The 19,130-nt window shown below is 73.4% G+C and carries 11 protein-coding genes and 1 tRNA gene; 3 read left to right on the top strand and 9 right to left on the bottom strand.

The window, feature by feature from the left end:
- Positions 1–166: 166 nt before the first annotated feature.
- Positions 167–1,054, bottom strand: a complete 888-nt coding sequence (locus tag ACPA54_RS07305) for a TIGR03854 family LLM class F420-dependent oxidoreductase (protein ID WP_423527867.1) — start codon at positions 1,052–1,054, stop codon at positions 167–169.
- A gap of 302 nt (positions 1,055–1,356) precedes the next feature.
- Between ACPA54_RS07305 and ACPA54_RS07300 the strand changes: the two genes are divergently transcribed.
- Positions 1,357–1,737, top strand: a complete 381-nt coding sequence (locus ACPA54_RS07300) for a hypothetical protein (RefSeq protein WP_423527866.1) — start codon at positions 1,357–1,359, stop codon at positions 1,735–1,737.
- Positions 1,738–1,806: 69 nt separating this feature from the next.
- On the opposite strand, the gene ACPA54_RS07295 is transcribed toward ACPA54_RS07300, so the two are convergent.
- Positions 1,807–2,730, bottom strand: a complete 924-nt coding sequence (locus ACPA54_RS07295; RefSeq protein ID WP_423527865.1) for a LysR substrate-binding domain-containing protein — start codon at positions 2,728–2,730, stop codon at positions 1,807–1,809.
- 70 nt (positions 2,731–2,800) lie between these two features.
- On the opposite strand from ACPA54_RS07295, the gene ACPA54_RS07290 reads away from it, so the two are divergent.
- Positions 2,801–3,955: a YeiH family protein gene (locus ACPA54_RS07290; protein ID WP_423527864.1), complete on the top strand. Its 1,155-nt coding sequence runs from the start codon at positions 2,801–2,803 to the stop codon at positions 3,953–3,955.
- A 78-nt stretch (positions 3,956–4,033) separates the two neighbouring features.
- Here the strand turns inward: ACPA54_RS07290 and ACPA54_RS07285 are convergent.
- The 7 genes from ACPA54_RS07285 to topA all read right to left on the bottom strand — a co-directional run bounded on the left by ACPA54_RS07285 (position 4,034) and on the right by topA (position 17,014).
- Positions 4,034–4,107: transfer RNA gene (locus tag ACPA54_RS07285), tRNA-Thr, on the bottom strand.
- 54 nt (positions 4,108–4,161) lie between these two features.
- A complete protein-coding gene (locus ACPA54_RS07280; protein ID WP_423527863.1) occupies positions 4,162–5,694 on the bottom strand; it encodes an alpha/beta hydrolase in 1,533 nt (510 codons plus the stop codon).
- A 155-nt stretch (positions 5,695–5,849) separates the two neighbouring features.
- Positions 5,850–7,502: an alpha/beta hydrolase gene (locus ACPA54_RS07275; protein ID WP_423527862.1), complete on the bottom strand. Its 1,653-nt coding sequence runs from the start codon at positions 7,500–7,502 to the stop codon at positions 5,850–5,852.
- Between the two features lie 107 nt (positions 7,503–7,609).
- The gene (locus ACPA54_RS07270; protein WP_423527861.1) at positions 7,610–9,040 is read right to left on the bottom strand and encodes an alpha/beta hydrolase; all 1,431 of its coding nucleotides are present in this window, start codon (positions 9,038–9,040) and stop codon (positions 7,610–7,612) included.
- A 281-nt stretch (positions 9,041–9,321) separates the two neighbouring features.
- Positions 9,322–10,509 carry a DNA polymerase III subunit delta' gene (locus ACPA54_RS07265; protein WP_423527860.1) on the bottom strand — a complete coding sequence of 396 codons (1,188 nt, stop codon included), beginning with the start codon at positions 10,507–10,509 and terminating at the stop codon, positions 9,322–9,324.
- Between the two features lie 105 nt (positions 10,510–10,614).
- Positions 10,615–13,980 (bottom strand): dTMP kinase, encoded by a 3,366-nt coding sequence (gene tmk, locus ACPA54_RS07260; protein WP_423527859.1) that lies wholly within the window; start codon positions 13,978–13,980, stop codon positions 10,615–10,617.
- Between the two features lie 220 nt (positions 13,981–14,200).
- Positions 14,201–17,014, bottom strand: coding sequence for a type I DNA topoisomerase (gene topA / locus ACPA54_RS07255; RefSeq protein ID WP_423528295.1), 2,814 nt, complete (start codon positions 17,012–17,014; stop codon positions 14,201–14,203).
- Positions 17,015–17,418: 404 nt separating this feature from the next.
- Here topA and ACPA54_RS07250 point away from each other — a divergent pair, with 404 nt between their 5' ends.
- Positions 17,419–19,086 carry an MDR family MFS transporter gene (locus ACPA54_RS07250; protein ID WP_423527858.1) on the top strand — a complete coding sequence of 556 codons (1,668 nt, stop codon included), beginning with the start codon at positions 17,419–17,421 and terminating at the stop codon, positions 19,084–19,086.
- Positions 19,087–19,130: the final 44 nt, after the last annotated feature.

Below are 19,130 nucleotides of genomic sequence, written 5' to 3'. Positions count from 1 at the left end.
TTCTGTGCCCAGCACGACCGACCCCGAGTACGTTCTGCCCGATTGACGCGATCGGACCCGATTGGGGTTGCACTCCGGCAGGTCTCAGGTGTGTCACCGAAATGTCATCGCCGTGTCCCGGCGGGAGCGGCCGTTTCCGGCCGAGGGTGTGGGGCATCGCCGTGCCTCACGTTTCGAGCGGCATCATCTCCTGCGCGAACTCGTCCACGAAGTCCGCCCACGACGCCGGCGCGGTGGCGGGCCGGATCACGAACTTGCTAATCCCGCCGTCGATGCACGCGCGGACGATGCGGCGCGCGGCCTCCCACCCGACCGGCACCAGATCGGCCGGGTCGGCATCCGGCTGCCGTTCCCGCAGGGCCCGCAGCAGCTCGGCCGGGTAGTCGCCGAACGCCACCGGCAGGCTGAGCCCGAAGTGGTCGTCCTCGACCACGCGTCCGGCTTCGGCCGCGGCCGCCTCGATCGTCCGCCGGCCGCGGGCCGCTTCGTCGGGGGTCACGGCGGCGGCCAGCCAGCCGTCCGCGAGGCGTCCGATCCGGCGCAGCGCGGCCGGGCCGCTGCCGCCCAGCCACAGGTCCAGCTTCCGGGCCGGGCGGGGGCGGATCGTGATGCCCTCGCACTGGTAGAACTCGCCCGCGTAGGTGACGTTTTCCCGGTCCAGCAGGAGCCGGAGGAGCGCCAGCGCCTCGTCGAAGACGGCGCCGCGGCGGCCGGGTACCGGGAACAGCTGCCGTTCGAAGGCCCGCGCGTGCTGGACGCCGAAGGCCGGCAGGATCCGCCCGGGCGCGAGGTCGGCCAGCGTGGCCAGCTCCTTCGCCACCGCCACCGGGTTGCGCCCGGGCAGCACGGAGACGCCCGTGCCGAGCTTGAGCCGCGTGGTGCGGCCCGCCGCGAACGCCATCCCGACGTGCGGATCGGGCAGGTCCGCCGTCACCGTGTCGGGCAGCCACAGCGAGTCCACGCCGAGCTTCTCCGCACGGTCGACGAGCCCGCCGAACGTCAGACTGTCGCCGTCCCCGCGAGGACCGGCACCAATACCCACCCGAATCTTCACCGGACCACCGTCACCCCGGAACTGACGGTGCGTCAACCCGTGTTCGGGGCGTCGGGAGCCGCTCGGCAGGCGGCTTTCCGCCCGCCCACTTACGATCGAAACAGATCGCACATGAGCGCTATCCGCGAAGGATCGTTGCCCAATCGACACGTTTGGCCTAGTCCCGCGCGGTTAGTCGTGAGAAGTAACGGCTGAGAAGTACGGCTTGGCTCCGAGGCTGCGTCACCGGACGTCACCGTCGGCACGCGACACGTGCCGGATGTCGTCCTGCGGCCTTCATTCTCGACCCTCAGGCGGCGCACATGTACCTCGTCTTCGCCCTCCTGGCCCCGATAGCGCTGTTCGGCCTCCTGCCCGGCCTCGCTTGGTTCGAGGAACGCATGCTGGGGCCGGGGCTCCCGCGGAGCCTCCCGGGTGCCGAACCCGAAGCGAAGACGACGGGCACGCCCGCCGACACCGCCCCCGCCGCCGAAGCCTCCGCCGAAACTCCCGCTGTGCCCACCCTGCCCACGGGGCCGGCAGCCGCCACCGTCACTCCGATCGCCGCCGCGGCCGAGCGCCCCGACACGGACCGCACGCCGCCGACCCCCCTGAAACCGGTCCCGCCGCCCGTCCGCACCGCGCCGCACCGGCACCGCCTGCGCCGCCCCGCGAAGCACCGCCGCGGCCTGCGCGCCGCCTGATCGCCTGCCCTCGCGCACCTGCGAGTCCTTCCCGGTCCGCCGACACCGCGGCCGCCCGTCGGCCGCGGTTCAGGAGGTCCGTGCCACCTGGAGCAAGCGCACGGCGGCTTCGGGGAGTTCGTGGCCCTTGAGCCACACGGCGTGCAGCAGTCGGCGCAGCGGGACCGCCGGGTCGACCTCGACCTCGACCAGGCGCCCGTGGTCCACGTCCTCGTGGACGGCCAGCGCGGAGAGCACCGCGGGGGCGAGCCCCCGGGCGACCGCGCTGCGCAGGGGTGCGGTGGAGCCGAGTTCCAGGACCGGCACGGCCGGCCCGTCGTACGGGCGCAGCGCCTTCTGCAGGGTTTCGCGCGTACCGGAGCCCGGTTCGCGCAGCAGCAGCGGCGTATCGGCGAGTTCACGGCCGCTCAGCGGGCGGCGGCGCCGGGCCCACGGGTGGCCGGGCGCCACCACCACGGCGAGGCGGTCCCTGCCGACGACCGTGCGGTGCAGGTCGTCCGGCACCCACGGGCCTTCGACGAAGCCCAGGTCGCAGGCCCCGCGGCGGAGCGCCTCGATGACGCCGGCGCTGTTGGTGACGGTGAGCCCGACGTGCGTGTCGGGCTCCTGCTCGCGCAGGGCGACCAGCCAGCCCGGCATGAGTTCCTCGGCGATGGTCAGGCTCGCCGTCACGACGAGCCGGTGGTCCTGCCGGGACCGCAGCGCGGCGGCGCCCTCGACCAACGCCTCGGCCTGTTCGAGGAGCGACCGCGCCCAGTCGCCGACCACGGCCCCGGCCGGGGTGAGCCGGGAGCCCGACGTCGACCGGTCGAGCAGCCGCAGGCCCAGGCGCCGCTCCAGGGTGCGCATCCGGGCGCTCGCGGAGGGCTGGCTGATGCGCAGCCGCGCGGCGGCCCGCCCCAGGCTCCCGGTCTCGGCGACGCAGACCAGCAGCTGCAGCGCGTGCAGGTCGGGAAGCGGCCGCAGGTCACGGTTGTCGGGGTCAGAGGCCATAGAGCGACTCTATGTCCTGGTACCAAGATCGCGTCTACCGGGCCCGGGCCGCCCGGCGGAGGCTGGATCCATGGTTCTCGCCGGTCCCGAACGCCGCACTTCCGCGCGCCGCACCCCGCCGCCCGCCGCAGCTTCCGCGGCGCCGCCCGCAGCGCCGCCTGCGGCGCCTTCGGCGGGTGCTCCGGCGACTCCTCCGACCACTCCGCGCCGAACGGGTATCGCGCCGGGGCTCGTCCTCGCCGCCGTCGGCGTGGCCGCGTCCTATGGCGTGCACCGGCTGCTGCCCGCGGTGCCGATGCTCACCGCGGCCGTCGTGCTCGGCGTCGTCGCAGCCCACCTGCCGGGCGCCGCAGGGCTGGTGCGCGGCCCCGCCCGGCCCGGCCTGTCCCTCGCCGGAAAGCGGCTGATGCGGCTCGGCATCGTGCTCCTCGGCCTGAAACTGAGCCTCGGCGACGTGGCCGCGCTCGGTTGGGAGCCCCTGGTCATGGTGGTCGGGGTCGTCCTGGTCACGTTCTTCGGGACCCGGTGGCTGGGCCGCAGGATCGGCCTCTCCGGCGACCTGTCGCTGCTGGTCGCCACCGGCTACGCGATCTGCGGCGCCTCCGCGATCGGCGCGGTCAGCGGCGTCCTCGGCAAGGACAAGGCCGACGAGCGGCACGAGACCGAGGTCGCCTCGTCGGTCGCCCTGGTCACGCTCTGCGGCACCCTCGCCATCGCCGTACTGCCCCTGCTCCAGCACCCGCTCGGCCTGGACACCGGGGAATTCGGCCGCTGGGTCGGCGCGAGCGTGCACGACGTCGGCCAGGTCGTCGCCACCGCCCAGACCGCCGGCCCCGACGCACTCACCGAAGGCGTCCTCGTCAAACTGATCCGCGTCGCGATGCTCGCCCCGCTGGTCGCCGGCGTCGCCCTGAGCCGCCGCCGCAAGACCGCCGGACAGCCCGCGGCCGCCGACGGCCGCCGACCGGCGATCCTCCCGCTGTTCGTCGCCGGCTTCCTGGCGATGGTCGCCCTGCGCACCACCGGATGGCTCGGCACCGGCGTCCTCGACGCCGCCGACACCGCCCAGGAACTCCTCCTCGCCGCCGCCCTCTTCGGCCTCGGCAGCGCCGTCCACCTGCCGACCCTGGCCCGCTCGGGCGGCCTGAAGCTCGGTCTGCTGGGCCTGGGGTCGTGGCTGGTCGTGGGGGCCACGGCCTACGCGGGGGTGCTGCTGACGGCCTGAGGCCGAACCGGCCTGGCCGACACTCCCAGTACAAACAGAAGGCCAGGTCAGACACTGTCTGACCTGGCCTTCGTGCGGAGCCGCCTAAGGGAATCGAACCCTTGACCTACGCATTACGAGTGCGTCGCTCTGGCCGACTGAGCTAAGGCGGCATGCCCCCACCGCGTGGTGGCGACGGCGATAAGCATACACAGCCGACGGGGTGATCAATTACAGGTTTTGCCGTCGGGCGGGGTCTGGCCCGTCAGGAGGTAGGTGTCGACGGCGGTGTCGATGCAGGCGCTGCCGCGGAGGTAGGCGGTGTGGCCGTCGCCGTCGTAGGTGAGGAGGTGGCCGGAGTCGAGTTGCTGGGCGAGGGCTTGGGCCCAGGCATAGGGGGTGGCCGGGTCGCGGGTGGTGCCGACGACGAGGATCGGGGCGGCGCCCGGGGCGTGGATCTCGTGCGGCTTGCCGCTCGGCGTGATGGGCCACTCGCCGCAGGACAGGCCCGCCCAGGCGAGGGCGCGGCCGAACGTCGGGGAGGTCTGCTGGAACTCGTCGACCTGCGTCTTGACCTGGTCCGGGCTGCTCGCCGCGGCGGGGCCGTCGAGGCAGTTCACGGCGGCGTTGGCGTACATCAGGTTCGCGTAGTGGCCGTCGGAGCCGCGCTCGTAGTAGACGTCGTTGAGTTCCAGCAGCGGCAGCCCGTCGCCGCGGAACGCCGCCTTCAGAGCCACCGTCAGGTCGGGCCACTGGTCGCGCGAGTAGAGCGGCGACAGGACGCCGGTGGTGGCGATGGCCTCGTTGACGGTGCGCTTGCCGTCGCCGGGCAGCGGGTGTGCGTCGAGGTCGGCGAGCAGGGTGCGGATCCGGGTGAGGGCCTCGTCGCGGGTGGCGCCGAGGAAGCACGAGCCGCCCGCCACGCAGTCGTCGACGTAGGCGTCCAGCGCCGTTTCGAAGCCGCCGCCCTGGAGCCGGTTCGCGGTGACCGCGGGCTGGCTGGGGTCCACCGCGCCGTCCAGCACGAAGCGGCCGACCTTGCCGGGGAACAGTTCGGCGTAGGCGGCGCCGAGGAAGGTGCCGTACGACGCCCCGACGTAGTTCAGCTTCGGCTCGCCCAACGCGGAACGGATCTGGTCCATGTCGCGGGCCGCCTCGGCGGTGCTGACGTGGCCGAGCAGCTGCGACGACATCGCTTCGCAGCCCTTCCCGAAGTCGGTGAACCCGGTCACCAGGGCCTGTTCCTCGGCGGGGTCGTCCGGGGTCGGGTCGAGCTGGGTGTACGTGTCCATCTGGCTGTCCGTCAGGCAGCGCACCGGGGCGCTCTCGCCGACACCGCGCGGGTCGAAGCCGACGATGTCGTAGCGCTGGAGCACCGACTTGGGGAAGGCACTGGCGGCGTACCGGGCGAAGGCGATGCCCGAGCCGCCGGGCCCGCCGGGGTTCACCACGAGCGCCCCGATCCGGTCCGGGCCGGTCGCCTTCTGGCGGATCAGTGCGATCTTGATCTTGGGGCCGGAGGTGGCGCCGTAGTCGATCGGCACCGACAGCGTGCCGCATTCGAACGACGAATCGTCGCACCGCGACCACGAGATCGACCCGGCCGCGGGCATCGGCACCAGGTCCGCCGGGCCGGATCCGCTCTTCGACGGACCGGCCGCGTCCTTGCTGCCCTTGGCGCTGCCCGCGTCGGAGCAGCCCGCCAGCAGCAACGCGCCCGCCAGCACCGCGCCGATCCCCCGCAGTCGCTTCACCCGCACCACAAACCCTCACTTCCGCGGGGCGTCGGCGCCGCCCGTGACACGAGGTTAACCGGCGGGCAGGCGGTTGGCGGTACGGCGGCACGGCCCGGCGGGTCGGCCCGCCGAGGCGCCCGGCACGCGCCGTGCACCGGTCGGCGCGGTCCCCGCGCCGCTTACTTGCAGCGGGTCCCCTGCGCGGGCATCGTGCCCTCCAACAGGTACGCGTCCACCGCGTCGTCGATGCACTGGTTGCCGCGCGAGTAGGCCGTGTGCCCCTCGCCTTCGAAGGTCAGCAGCGTCGCCTTCTCGAAGCCCTGCGCGAGCTTCTGCGAGGCCGCGTACGGGGTCGCCGGGTCGCCGGTCGTGCCGACCACCAGGATCGGGGCGCTCCCCGCCGCCTTGACGGTGTGCGGCTTCTCCGGCGTGCGGAACGGCCAGAACTCGCAGCCCGGCCCGTCGAAGTCGTCCGCGCTCGCGTCGCGCGAGAACAGCGGCGCCTGCGCGCGCAGCTTCGCCAGCGTCTCCTGGACGCGCGCCGGCGACGGCGCGTCGGCCATGCTGTCGGCGCAGCCGACCACGGTCAGCACGTCCATCGAGTTGTCGTAGCGTCCGCGTTCGTCGCGCCCGTTGTAGTCGTCGGCGAACCGCAGGAACAGCGAGCCGTCGCCGCGCTGCATCGCGGCGGCGAACGTCTCGCGCAGCGCCTTCCAGCCCTGCGACTCGTCCGCGTACAGCAGCCGGATCATGCCGGTCCAGGCGAGCGACGACGTGAGCTTGCGGCGCGCGTCGTCGGTCGGCAGCGGGTTGGTGCGCAGGCTGTCGAGGAAGTCGACGCCGTTGGTGGCGGCCTTCGCCGGGTCGCTGCCCAGCGGGCAGCCGGCGCGCGTCGCGCAGTCCTTCGCGAAGCGGGTGAACGACTGCTCGAAGCCGACCTGCTGGCCCACCGATTCGTCGAGCTGGTCGGCGGCCGGGTCGACCGCGCCGTCGAGCACCAGGCGGCCGGTGCGGCCGGGGAACTCCTCGGCGTACAGCGCGCCGAGGTAGGTGCCGTAGGAGAAGCCGAGGTAGTTGAGCTTCTTGTCGCCCACCAGGTACCGCAGCACGTCCATGTCGCGCGCCACGTTGCGGGTGCCCACGAACTTCAGCAGGTCGCCCGACTTGGCCTGGCAGCCGGCCGCGAAGTCCTTGGCGCGCTTTTCGCTGAACGCCTTGGAGGCCGCCTGGTCCTTGGGGTCCGGGCCGTCCTCGGAGTTCCGCTTGTCGCGCTCGGCGTCGGTGAGGCACCGCACCGCCGTGCTCTTTCCGACGCCGCGCGGGTCGAACCCGATGACGTCGAAGCTGCGGTGCACGCCCGGGGACAGGTCCTGGACCGTGTTCTCCAGGTATTCGAGCCCGGACGCCCCCGGGCCGCCCGGGTTGGTCAGCAGCGAGCCGATGCGGCTGCCGCCGTCGCCGGCCTTGTACCGCATGACCGCGATGTCGATGCTCCGCGCGCCCGGGTTCGCGTAGTCGAGCGGCACGCGCATCTTGGCGCACTCCAGCTCGGTCTCGTCGCCGTCCGTCTTCGGGTCGTCCGGGCACGCCGCCCAGTCGAGCTTCTGCGTGTAGAACGACTGCAGCGCCGGGTCGTCCTGCCCTTTGCCGCCGGACACCGGCTTGAGCGGACCGGCTGCCGAGCCGTCGGCCGCCGCGGACGGCGCGGACGACTCCGCGTCCTTCACCTTCCCGGCCGCACCTGTCGAGCAGCCGGATATCAGCGCGGTCGCGACCAAGGCGGCCGGCAGCGCGCGGCGGACGAGCGCCGAGCGGCGGAGGAGGGTGTTCACCCGGTCATGCCTACCATGCGCCACCCCTCTGACGTGCGGCGGCGTGGTGCCGTCCCGCCGTGCGGGCCGTTCTGTGGGCTATCCGCAGCCGTTCGGTGACACAGCGGTCAGCGGTTGCCCGATTTGCCGTTCGTGCCCGTCGGCGGACGCGCACCCGAGCTGTCCGTCACCGTGTCCGCCAAGAAGGACAGCGCCGAAGGCAGTTGCTTGACCGTGCCGCCGCCCGCGTTCGCCGTCTCGACGTCGGTGGGCTTGGCCGCGGCCGCCTTGAGCGCGTTGGAGGCCTGGCGTCCCACGGTGTCGGACGTGTTGTCGGACAGGAAGAGGCTGACGTCCGGGTGCGCGGCCAGCAGCGTCGTGAGCGACTGGCCGTCGCGGGCGGCCTGCGCGGCACCCCACAGCGGCGACTTCAGCGTGGTGGGGCCGGACAGGCTGGCTCCCGCGACGTAGTACTGCGGGTACTGCAGCGCGTACTTCGCCGCGCACAGGCCGCCCGCGCCCTCGCCGAGGAGCGCCCAGCCGTTGCGGTCGTTCGTGACCCGGAACGTCGCGGCCACGGCCTCGCGCACGTCCTCGTTGTGGAAGGTCGCCATCTTCGCCTTGCCGGGGATGTCGCTGCACTCGGTATCGAGCACGGACGGGTCGGCGGCGGCGTCCAGTTCGGCCTGCGTGTACGGCGTCAGCTCCGGCGCGACGACGACGAACGGCGGCAGCGTGCCCCTTGCGATGCCGTCGGCGATCTTCGCGAGGGCGCTCGTCTGGCCGGACAGCAGCGAGTTCTCCCCCACCCCCGGGTAGGCCGAATGCAGCATCAGCACCGGGAACTTCTTCGTCTGGAAGTCCGCCCGCTTGTACTGCGGCGGCAGCCACACCCACACGTCGGCGCGCACCCCGGACCGCCGCCCGTCGAGCGTGATCCGGCTCAGCGAACCGCCGGAACGGTCGCCCACCGCGGTGAAGTTCTGCGGGGCCAGCGGCCCGAAAGCCGGCGGCCGGGACCCCACCGCGACCGACGGCATGGGCGAGACCGCGGCCCCGGCCGGCGCCTTGTCGTCCCCGCCGTCGACGGCGCGGTACGCAAGCACCGACACGGCCCCGGCGGCCACCACGAACGCGGCCACCACTCCGCCGAGCACCCGCTGCGAACGGCGCCGCTTCGCCGGAGCACCCGACGGCTCGGGCTCGGACGGCAGCGGCGGCAGCCGGTCGGGGTCGATCTCGACCACACCGGGCGCCGTCCCCGGCGGGACGACGACGGCGGCCGGCGGGACCGGCGCGAACGGCGACTCCGGTTCCGCCTCGGCCTCCACCACCGGGAGTTCGCGCGTTCCGTCCGGCGCCGACGGGCCTGCGGGCAGCGCCGCGCGGGGCGCGGACTCGGCTTGGCGTGGCGGGAAGTGCCGTACCGGCCGCACCGGTTCCGGCTCGGTCGCGTCCGCCGCGGGAGCGCCGGGCCGCGGACGCGAGCGGACGAACAGGGCGACCGCCACGCCGAGAGTGGCTGCGATCAGCAGGAGCTTGACGGCTTTTCGCGTCATCGGTCGCACCGACGTGCACCATCCTCGGCAGAGAAGACTTGCTGTTCTTGCAGTGCCCACAGGGCGTGAAGTGACCACAGGCGCGGACGTGGCGCCTTGGGAACTCTCCCACGTCGACGCACAAGCAGGCGTTCCGGGTTCCCGCGGTTAACCCGATCGACGACGCCGCCGCGGCATTCGATCGGGTTCAGGGCATATTGCCGGGCCAGCCTGTTCGAGGAATACACGTTCGACGCACGCGTGTTCGAGACACCCGCGGGCGAGCACGCCCGTACCCGGGGTCACCCGGCGCGCAGCGTCAGCGCCATCGCCTCGACGGCCAGCAGCGGGGCCACGTTCGCGTCGATCGCCTGCCGACACGCCAGGATCGCCTCGATGCGGCGCAGCGTCGCCTCCGGCGGCCCCGACCGGGCGATGTCCTCCACGGACGGGCGGATGTCCTCGTTGTCCAAGTGCACGCCCGCGCCGAGCTGCACGGCCAGCACGTCGCGGTAGAACGCGGTCAGGTCGACCAGCGCGAGGTCCAGGCAGTCGCGCTGCATGCGCGTGGCCCGCTTCTTCTGCCGGTTCTCCAGCTCCTTGACCACACCCGCGGTCCCGGACGGCAGGCGGCCGCCGGGCCCGGACGCGCCCAGCGCGCTGCGCAGTTCCTCGGTCTCGCGGACGTCCATCTCCGCGGTGATCTCCTTGGCGTCCGCTGCGGCCGCGTCGACGAGCCGCTGCGCGGCCGACATGCAGCTGCCGATGTCGGCGACCTGGAGCGGCATCCGCAGGACTTCCGCGCGGCGCGTGCGGGCCTGCTCGTCGGTGGCCAGACGCAGCGCGCGGTCGATGTGCCCGCCGGTCGCGCGTGCGGCATACGCGGCCATCGCCGGTTCGATGCCGTCGCGCCGCATCAGCATGTCGGCGACCGCGTCGACCGGCGGGGTCCGCAGCGAGACGTGGCGGCAGCGGGACCGGATCGTCGGCAGCGCGTCCTCGACCGACGGGGCGCACAGCATCCACACCGTCCGCGGCGCGGGCTCCTCGATGGCCTTGAGCAGCACGTTGCCCGCGCCCTCGGTGAGCCGGTCGGCGTCCTCCAGGACGATGACCTGCCAGCGGCCGCCCGCCGGGGACATCGCCGCGCGGCGCACCAGGTCGCGGGTCTCCTTCACCCCGATGGACAGCAGCTCGGTGCTGACCACGTCGACGTCGGCATGCGTGCCGGTGAGCGCGGTGTGGCAGCCGTCGCAGTGCCCGCAGCCCGGCTCGCCGCCGAGCGCCAGGTCGGGGCTGACGCACTGCAGCGCCGCGGCGAACGCCCGCGCCGCGGTGGCACGGCCGGACCCGGGCGGGCCGGTGAACAGCCACGCATGCGTCATGCCGGTCGCATCGCGCCCGTCGAGGCCGTCCCGCGCGGCTTTGGCGGCGACCCGCAGCCGGTCGACCACGCGGTCCTGGCCCACCAGGTCGTCCCACACGGTCACCCGCGGTGCCTCGCTTTCCTCACGGCCGTCGTTCCCTGCGGTGCGGCCCGGTCGCGGCCATCCGGCCGACCGGGCACGCCCCACCGCTACGACGGTACCCGGCCGCTACGACTTGCTCCGCCGCCAGCGGCTGCGCTTGGGCTCCGGGGTCGCCTGCTCGCCGCCATCGCCGTCGCCATTGCCATCGCCGTCGGCGGCACCGGCGCCGGCACCGTCCGCACTGTCGCCGCCCATCCAGGGGCCGAGCAAGTCGTCGGCCAGGCTCTGCGCGTCGGCCGTGTCGGCCGCGCCGTCCCGGTGCGCCGCGCCGAGGTCGGCAACCGGCAGGGCCCGCGTCTCGTCATGCGCCGCCGGGTCCACGGTCGGCAGGGCCCGCGTCTCGGCGGCGTCCGCGCCGGCGCCCGCCGGGCGCGGCGTGTCGAGGGTGATCTTGGGGATCTGCTGCGTGTCGTCCTCGCTGCCGGGCACCGGCTCGGTCACCGCGCGGGCCCGGACGATCGCCAGTTCGGCGGTGTCCGCGAACGCCGACACCGCACCGGTCGCCCCGCCGCCGCTGCCGTTGCGCCCCTTGCCGTCGTGGCCGCGGCCGTGGCCGTTGCGGTCGTCCGGCCCGTCGCCGTGTGTCGGATGGGGCCCCGACGGCGACTGCTCGTCGTCGTCCTTCGCCAGCGCCGCGGCTTCCTTGGCCGCGCGGGCCTTCGCGGCGGCCGCGGCGACCACCGCGCGGGACGCTTCCGCCTCGGCGGCACGGCGCTCGGCCTCGGCCAGCCGGAGGGCCTCCTCGGCCTTCTCCCGCTCCTCCGCCTTGCGCTTGGCCTCCGCCTCGCGGGCGGCCGCCTCCTCGCGGCGCCGAGCGGTCTCCGCGTCGGCCTCCTCGCGGCGGCGCTTGCGCTCCTCCTCGGCGCGCTTGCGGCGCTCCGCCTCGGCCTTGCGCTCGGCCTCCGCCTCCTCGCGGTCGCGCTCGGCGCGCAGCGCGGTCTCCTCTTCGATGCGTTTGCGCTGCTCGTCGCGGACGCGCTCTTCTTCCTCGGCCTTGACGCGCGCCTCTTCGGCACGCCGCTCGGCTTCCTCGGAGAGACGCTTCTGCTCGGCGGCGCGCCGCGCCGCTTCCTCCTCGAGCCGCACGCGTTCGGCTTCCGCCCGGGCCTTGGCCTCGTCGGCGAGGCGCTGCGCTTCGGCGGCCAGCCGCTCCTGCTCCTCGGCGCGGCGGCGCACCTCTTCCTCGGCACGGATCCGCTCGACCTCAGCCTGGCGGGCGGCCTCCTCGGCGAGGCGCTGCTGCTCGGCGAACCGCTGGCGCTCCTCGCTCTCGGCGCGCAGCCGGGCGATGAGGGCCTGCTTCTCGGCTTCCGCCTGCGCGCGTTCGGCTTGGCGGCGGGCCTCTTCCTCGGCCTCGCGGCGGGCCAGTTCTTCGGCCTGGCGCTTCTCCTGCTCGGACACCGGCAGTTCGCGGTCGAGGCGGTGGCGGATCGCGGTGGTGACGGCGTCCGGCTCCTGCGCGGCGTCGACGACCAGGTAGCGGTCCGGGTCGGCGGCGGCCAGGTCGAGGAACGCGCCGCGCACCAGGTGGTGGAAGCTCTGCGGTTCGGACTCGAGCCGGTCGGGGGCCTCGGTGAAGCGGGCGTGCCCGATCTCCGGGTCGAGGTCGAGCAGCACGGTGAGGTCGGGCTGGAGGCCGTCGGTCGCCCAGCGGGAGACGCGGGCGATCTCGCGGGCACCGAGTTCACGGCCGGCGCCCTGGTAGGCGACCGACGAGTCGACGTACCGGTCGGTGATGACGATCGCGCCGCGCTCCAGCGCCGGGCGGATCACGGTGGCGACGTGCTCGGCGCGGTCGGCCGCGTACAGCAGGGCCTCGGCGCGCGGGTCGATGCCGGTGTTCTCGACGTCCAGGAGCATGGCGCGGAGCCGCTTGCCGATCTCGGTGGCGCCGGGCTCGCGGGTGACGACGACCTCGTGGCCCTTGCCGCGGATCCACGCGGCGAGCGCCTCGACCTGGGTGGACTTGCCGACGCCTTCGCCGCCCTCGAGGGAGATGAAGTAGCCGGTGGCGGCGGCCGGGCGGCCGGCGACGTGGTCGACGTTGCGGGCCGAGTCGACGAGGTCGCGGGCCAGCGGGATACCGCGGCGGTCGTCGATCGAGCGGAGCACGCCGAAGCCGATGAGGGCGACGAGCAGGCCGGCGCCGGCCAGGGTGAGCGCGGAGCCGTTGTACGTGAAGACGAAGCGGTCCGCGGCGGTCCAGGTGTGCAGCCCGATGGCGCCCGCGACGAGCGATCCGGCGACGACGCCCACCAGGAGCGTGAGCCGCACGGACGCCTGCACGAACGCGAAGGCGCGGCCGCGCAGCTCTTCGCCGACGCCGACGCCGAACATCGTGTAGCCGGTGACCCAGGCGACGCCGGACACCAGGCCGAGCAGCGCGGTGAGCACGACGGTGACGACCACGTTGGGGACCAGGCCGACGACGAGCAGCACGAGCCCGGCGGTGATGACCGCGAGGCCGAACAGCCGGCGGCGGCTAAACGCCGGGACGACCTTCGGGCCCCACAGCAGGCCGAGCGCGACACCGGCGAGGAGGGCGAGGAAGACGGTGCCGTAGGCGGCGTTGCCCGCGCCGAGTTCCGCCGTGTAGAGCGGCGTGAGGCCGACCAGGACGCCGCCTGCGAGGAACAGCGCGAGCATGCCGGTGACCAGGCCGCGCGAGGTCGAGCTGTGCCCGAAGACGCGGCGGCCGTCCGCGAGGACGACGAGCGGGTTCGGGCGCCGGGCGCTGACCGAGCGGCCGCGGGTGGGCATGTGCAGCAGGTACACGTACAGCGCGGACAGCAGGTGCACGGCGGCCGTCGCGTAGAGCGCGAGGTCGGCCGGGTGGCTGTCGAGCGTGTCGACGGACGGCGCGAGGAGCCGGGTGACGAGCGCGAGGACGATGAAGGCCACGGCGGCGACCGGGGCCGCGGCGTAGCCGGTCACCAGGTTGAACTGGGTGGCGGTGGCCATCCGCTGACGCGGCACCAGGTTGGGCACCGTGGCGTCGCGGGCCGGCCCCCAGAAGGCGCCGGCGATGCCGCCGAGCGCGGTGGCCGCGAGGATCCACCACGGTTCGTCGACGAGCGGCACGGAGACCAGCAGGCCGAGCCGGAGCACGTCGCAGGCGACCATCGTCCAGCGCCGGTCGAGGCGGTCGACGATCTGGCCGGCCAGCGGCGCGACGAGCGCGGAGGGCAGCAGGCGCAGCACGAAGACCGCGGCGACGGCTGCCGCGTGGTCCATGTAGTCGCCGTCGACCGTCCACAGGGCGGCGGAGGTGAGGGCGAGCAGACCGAGCCAGTCCGCGAGTGCGGATGCGGCGATGGCGGTCCAGAACCGCCGGTACGGGGCGATCTTGAGAACGCCTCCGATACCGTGCGCGGATTCCGTGGTCCGGGGCGGTATGGCCGCCTCGGACTTCTGCTGCTCGGCGTGCGACATGCCGTCAACCCTAGCCGGGTCGGGTGCAAGGCAAGCGCCGTTCCACCGGCGTTTCCCCGCCTCGTACCCGGCTGCCGGGTCCGGTTCCGGCACGGGATGCGGCGTCTATGTCAGTTCGCCCCTTCGCGGCCCGGCACCGAAGGCCGCACTCCGGACGAACGCGGCGCGGCCGCCCGCTCCGTGCCGGAGGGGGCGGCCGCGGTGCTGCCTGACCGAAGGCTCAGGTCGTCTTCTTCGTGGTGGTCTTCTTGGCCGCCGTCTTCTTCGCGGGCGCCTTCTTCGCCGGGGCCTTCTTGGCGGCCGCGCGCTTCTTGGGCGCGGGTCCCTTGGCGCGCTTCTCGGCGAGCAGCTCGTAGCCGCGCTCGGGGGTGATGTCCTCGACGCTGTCGGCCACGCGCAGGGTCGCGTTGGTCTCGCCGTCGGTCACGTAGGCGCCGAAGCGGCCTTCCTTGACGACGACGGGCTTGCCGCTGACCGGGTCGGTGCCGAGTTCCTTGAGCGGCGGCTTCGCGGCGGCGCGGCCGCGTGCCTTGGGCTGGGCGTAGAGCGCGAGCGCCTCTTCGAGCGTCACCGAGAAGAGCTGGTCCTCGGTGGCCAGCGAGCGCGAGTCGGTGCCCTTCTTGAGGTAGGGCCCGAACCGGCCGTTCTGCGCGGTGATCTCCTCGCCGCTGCCCGGGTCGACGCCGACGACGCGCGGGAGCGAGAAGAGCTTGAGCGCCTCCTCCAGCGTCACGGTGTCCAGGGACATCGACGCGAACAGCGACGCGGTGCGCGGCTTCGGCCCCTTGGCGGCGGCCTTCTTCGCGGTCTTCTTGGCCGTCGTCTTCTTCGCGGTCTGCTTGGCGGCCCCGGTGTCCGCGGGTGCCTCGGCGGCGGGGGCCGCAGCCTCCGGCTCGGGGAGGACCTCGGTGACGTACGGGCCGTAGCGGCCGCTCTTGGCGACGATCAGGTGCCCGGTGACCGGGTCGGTGCCGAGGACGTAGTCGCCGCTGGGCTGGTCGAGCAGCTCTTCGGCCTTCTCCACGGTCAGCTCGTCCGGCGGCAGGTCGGCGGGGACGTCGGCGCGCTGGTCGCCGCGTTCCACGTACGGCCCGTAGCGGCCGACGCGCAGCACGATGCCTTCGCCGACCGGGAACGAGTTGACCTCGCGGGCGTCGATCGCGCCCAGGTCGGTGACCAGGTCCTTGAGGCCTTCGAGGTGGTCGCCGCCGCCGGGCGTGTCCTCGCCGAAGTAGAAGCGGCGCAGCCACGGCACGGCCGCGGTCTCGCCGCGGGCGATCTGGTCGAGGTCGTCTTCCATCTTCGCGGTGAAGTCGTAGTCGACCAGGCGCCCGAAGTGGTTCTCCAGGAGGCCGACGACGGCGAACGCGATGAAGGAGGGGACGAGCGCGGTGCCCTTCTTGAAGACGTAGCCGCGGTCGAGGATGGTGCCGATGATCGACGCGTACGTCGACGGGCGGCCGATCTCGCGCTCTTCCAGCTCCTTGACCAGCGACGCCTCGGTGTAGCGGGCGGGCGGCTTGGTGGCGTGGCCTTCCGGGGTCAGCTCGCCGGCGGTGAGCGCGTCGCCTTCGTCGACCATCGGCAGGCGGCGCTCGCGGTCGTCCAGCTCGGCGTCGGGGTCGTCGGAGCCTTCGACGTAGGCCTTGAGGAAGCCGTGGAAGGTGATGATCTTGCCGGACGCGGTGAACTCGGCGTCGCGGCCCGGCAGGCCTTCGGCCTCGGCCGCGGTGCCGCCGATGCGGACGGTGACGGACTGGCCGACGGCGTCCTTCATCTGGGAGGCGACGGTGCGCATCCAGATGAGTTCGTACAGGCGGAACATGTCGCCGGTCAGGCCGGTCTCGGCGGGCGTCCGGAAGCGGTCGCCGGAGGGGCGGATCGCCTCGTGCGCTTCCTGCGCGTTCTTGACCTTGCCGGTGTAGGACCGGGGCGCGTCCGGGAGGTATTCGGCGCCGTACAGCTCGCGGACCTGGGCGCGGGCGGCGGTGATCGCGGTGTCGGACAGCGTGGTGGAGTCGGTACGCATGTAGGTGATGAAGCCGTTTTCGTACAGCTTCTGGGCCACCTGCATGGTCGCCTTGGCACCGAAGCCGAGCTTGCGCGAGGCCTCCTGCTGGAGCGTGGTGGTGCGGAACGGCGCGTACGGCGAGCGGCGGTACGGCTTGCGTTCGACGGCGCGCACCGAGAACGCGGCGGACTCCAGGGCGGCGGCGAGCGCGCGGGCGCCGGCCTCGTCGACGTGCAGCACGTCGCGGCCCTTGAGTTTGCCGTCCGGGCCGAAGTCGCGGCCGGTCGCGACGCGCTTGCCGTCGAGGACGACGAGGCGGGCGTTGACGGTGCGCGGGTCGCTGGCATCGCCGGGGCGGCCGGTGTCGAAGGTGCCGAGCACGTCCCAGTAGGACGCGGAGCGGAAGGCACGGCGCTCGCGCTCGCGCTCGACGACCAGGCGGGTCGCGACGGACTGCACGCGGCCCGCGGACAGCTTGGGGCCGACCTTCTTCCACAGGACCGGCGAGACCTCGTAGCCGTAGAGGCGGTCGAGGATGCGGCGGGTCTCCTGGGCGTCGACCAGGCGCTGGTTGAGTTCGCGCGGGTTGGCGACGGCGGAGCGGATGGCGTCCTTGGTGATCTCGTGGAACACCATGCGACGCACCGGCACCTTGGGCTGGAGGACTTCCTGGAGGTGCCAGGCGATGGCCTCTCCCTCGCGGTCCTCGTCCGTCGCGAGGAACAGCTCGTCGGCTTCCTTGAGGAGCTTCTTGAGCTTGGCGACCTGGGCCTTCTTGTCGGCGTTGACGACGTAGATGGGCTGGAAGTCGGCGTCGACGTTGACCCCGAGGCGGGCCCAGGGCTGGCCTTCGTAGGCGGCCGGGACCTCCGCGGCCCCGTTCGGCAGGTCGCGGATGTGTCCGACGCTCGCCTCGACCACGTAACCGGGCCCAAGGTAGCCCTTGATCGTCTTCGCCTTGGCGGGCGACTCGACGATGACGAGTCGACTGCCTTCGCGCGCGGTCTCGCTGCTCGGGGACACCTTCGCTCTTCTCTCCAGGTTGCTGCTGCTGTGCTTCTGCCGGGTGGCTGTCGGCATCCGTGCGGTACGGCTGCCGGGCCGGGACGGTAGCTGCCGTGTGGCGGAGTGTGACCGTATCCCAGCCCCCGATGTCAAACCGGCCCTGCCCGGTATACGACACGGAACGGCAGGGTGCCACTCGAACGGTAACGCGCACCCAACCGTTCCCGCTTCCCGGGCCGCTAACCCTGGCCGCTCCCGAACGGCGGCAGCAACGCGCCGGAAGCCCGTCAAGCCCGTGCCCGAGGGCCCGGCGCGGGATGGGTGTCCTCTACATCTTGAATCCTCCACGCCCGCCCGTAGTCTCTGATGGAGCGTCAGATCCGGTCGCCGGCCGGACGAGCCGGAAGGCGGGTCCGCAGGACATGGAGCATCGGGACGACCGCGAACGGGCCGGCACAGCCGACACAGCCGCCCCGGCCGACGCCGACACCACCCCGCCGATCACCGACGCGCAGCGGCGCACCGTGTTCGCCGGACTGCTCACCGCGATGTTCGTCGCCGCGCTCGCCAGCACCGTCATCACCACCGGCCTGCCCGACATCGCCGGTGACCTGGGCGGTCTCGACAAGGTCTCCTGGATCGTCGCCGGGCACCTGCTCACCAACTGCGCGACCACCCCGCTGTGGGGCAAGCTCTCCGACCTGTACGGCCGCAAGCCGCTCCTGCTCGTCGCCATCGGCGTGTTCACCGCCGGCACCGCACTGGCCGGAATTGCCACCGGCATCTGGCAGCTCATCGGCTTCCGGGCGCTCCAGGGCGCGGGCGTCGGCGGCATGATCACGCTGTGCCAGGCGGTGATCGGCGACATCATCTCCCCCGCCGAACGCGGCCGGTACCAAGGCTGGATCGGTGCGGCGTTCGCGTCGTCGACCGCGCTCGGCCCGCTGTTCGGCGGCGTCCTCGTGGACACCGTCGGCTGGCGCTGGTGCTTCTTCTCCATGCTGCCGTTCGCTGTCGGCGCGTTCGCGGTCATCCAGCGCAGCCTCACCATCCCGGTCAGACGCTCCCGGGTGTCCGTCGACTACCTCGGCGCGTTGCTGCTGGTGTCCGGCGTCAGCGCGCTGCTCCTGCTCATGTCCTTCGGCGGGCGGCGCTTCGCGTGGACGTCGGCGACCTCCGGCGGCCTCGCCGCCACCGCACTCGTGCTCCTCGCCGCGACCGCGCTGTGGGAACGGCGCGCCGCGGAACCGCTGTGGCCGCCGCGGCTGTTCCACAGCCGGTCGTTCGCCGCGCAGTGCGCCGCCGCGTTCCTCATGGGCACCGGCATGTACGTCTCGATGGTCTACCTGCCGCAGTTCTTCCAGCTCGGCCGCGGCTTCACCGCCACCCAGGCCGGCCTGCTGATGCTGCCGTTCATCGCCGCCAACTTCGCCGGGTCGACGGTGTCCGGACGCCTCATCGCCCGCACCGGACGGGTCAAGCTCTTCCCCATGATCGGCATGACCCTGTCCGCGGTCTCCGCGGCGGTCATGGCCTGGCAGGTGCTCGACCAGCCCGCCTACGCCCTGTGGCCGGCCATGGTCGTCGCGGGCATCGGCATCGGCTTCACCTCGCAGGTGCTGATCCTGGCCGCGCAGGCCACCGTCGAGAAGCGCGACCTGGGCATCGCCACGTCGTCGATCTCGTTCTTCCGCACCCTGGGCGGCACCATCTCCACCGCCGCGTTCGGCGCGATCATCACCCGCCGCTTCACCGACACCCTGCCCGGCACCCTCGCCGACCATCGGGTGCCCGCCGACCAGGTCCCGCCCGGCGGCGCCGATTCCGCGCTCTCCGACCCGGAAAGCCTGCGCCACTACGCCGCACCGCTGCGGCACGCCTTCGAGGACGCCTACGCACACGGCATGAGCGCCGTCTACCTCGTCGTCGTGCCGTGCGTCCTGCTCGGCCTGGCCGCCACCGCGGTCATGCGCGACACCCGGCTCCCGGTGAAGCCGCGGCAGGCGGACGGCACCGGCGCCGGGACCGAGGCCGACCCGGGGGCCGGCCCGGGCGCGGGTCCGGACAAGGGAGTACGCACCGCGCCCTGACCGCGCCCCTTCGGCCGCGCAGCGTCAGTCGTGCGGAGTCGATT

It is taken from the genome of Uniformispora flossi, from assembly GCF_049534875.1.
Taxonomy (GTDB): Bacteria; Actinomycetota; Actinomycetes; order Streptomycetales; family Streptomycetaceae; genus Yinghuangia; species Yinghuangia aomiensis.
The sequence above is the reverse complement of the archived record's forward strand: the minus strand, read 5'-3'. Positions and strand labels throughout refer to the sequence as shown.